The organism is Streptomyces sp. URMC 123 (genome assembly GCF_051386515.1).
Lineage (GTDB): Bacteria > Actinomycetota > Actinomycetes > Streptomycetales > Streptomycetaceae > Streptomyces.
In genome coordinates this window covers 1-1,550 of the sequence record NZ_JBPQTV010000591.1, presented here as the reverse complement: position 1 = coordinate 1,550, position 1,550 = coordinate 1, and the positions used below count along the sequence as shown (strand labels likewise).

Sequence of the window (1,550 nt, the reverse complement as noted above, 5' to 3'; positions counted from 1 at the left end):
CCGAGGGTGCTGGGCGGGGCCGCGGTGACCTGTGGGGCAGCGGCGACGGGCGCGCGGTCGAGCACCGCGAAGTCGGGCTCGCCCGGCGGGCGCAGGAACTGGCGCGGCTCGTCGCCGATCTCGCGGAAGACGGTGCGCAGGGCCTCGTGGCGGGCGACGAGGCCGCGCAGGGCGGCGCGGAGGGCGGGGACGTCGAGGGGGCCGTCCAGGCGGACGGCCTTGGTCTCGTTGTACGCGGTGCGGCCGGGGAGCATGCGTTCGAGCAGCCAGATGCGCTGCTGGCCGGGCGAGAGCGGGGCGCCCTCGCCCGGGGGCGGGCCCTCGTCCCGGGGCTCACGCACGGCGGTGGGCGGGGCAGCGCGTACGGGGTCGGCTACGGCGGCGGGTGCGGCGCCGCGTACGGCGGTGGGCGCGGCAGCGCATATGGCGGTGGGTGCGGCAGCGCGTACGGCCTCCCGCGCGGCGTCCGCCGGGGCCGCGCCGGCATGGGCGCGGCGCAGCGCGTCCAGGTGGACGAGCCCGGCCCGCAGGGCGTCCGGCGCGACGCCGAAGTCGACGAGCGACACGAGCTCGTCGGCGCCCGCGGCGCGGAGCGCCGACACGACCGGGCCGACGCTCTCCGCCGTGCCGATGAGGGCGCGCTGGTCGCAGTAGCGGTGGTAGGCCCGGCGGAAGAGCACGTCGAGGTCGTCCTCGTCCAGGGCGGACAGGTCCACGCGGTGCCCGAGGCTGTTGGCGACGCCGCCGAACAGCGAGAGGGAGGAGCGCATATAGCGGGACAGCGGCTCGTACGCCTCCGTGCGCGCCCTCTCGTGGTCGTCGGTCAGATAGGTGTGGAGCAGGACGGCCACCCGGCCGGCCCCGGGATCGAGGCCGTGCTCGGCCCGGACACGGCGGTAGCGGGCGATGTTCTCCGCGAGCTGTTCGACGCTCTGCGTCATGAGGTTGGTGAGCACGCCGAGGTCGTGGCGCGCGGCCAGCTCGTACGACGCGGGGTTGCCGACCACCGCCGTGTACAGCGGCGGGGCGTCCTGCACGGGCCGGGGGAAGAGCCGGACGTCGGCCTCGCCGTCGCCGGTGGCGCGGGTCAGCGCCTCGCCGCGCCAGAGCCGGCGCACCTGCTCCACGTGCTCGTACATCGTCTCCCTGCGACGGCCGAAGCGGTCGGGGAAGAAGACGAAGTCGCGGGAGTGCCAGCCACTGGCGCAGCCGATGCCGATCCGGCCGCCGGAGAGGTTGTCGACCATCGACCACTCCTCCGCGACCCGGACGGGGTCGTGCAGCGGAAGGACGACGGAGCCGGCGTTGAGCCTGATGCGGTCGGTCTCGCGGGCGAGGGCGGCGGCGAGCACGGCGGGGTTGGGGAAGAGGCCGCCGAAGGAGTGGAAGTGCCGCTCGGGCATCCAGAGCGCGTGGAAGCCGTGCCGGTCGGCGAAGCGGGCGGTCTCCAGGATGAGGTCGTACTTGCCGCGGCGGGGGGCGGAGTCCTGGGGGTAGTCGCCGAAGAAGCAGATGCTGACGTCGAGGGCGCCGCGCGGGAGGCCGTACGC

Annotated in this window: 1 protein-coding gene; it reads right to left on the bottom strand. The window is 75.7% G+C overall.

What is annotated here, in order from left to right; genetic code table 11:
- Positions 1 to 1,550 (bottom strand): MupA/Atu3671 family FMN-dependent luciferase-like monooxygenase (locus tag ACSNOD_RS31025; RefSeq protein WP_436770410.1); only part of this gene is annotated, 1,550 nt, incomplete at both ends.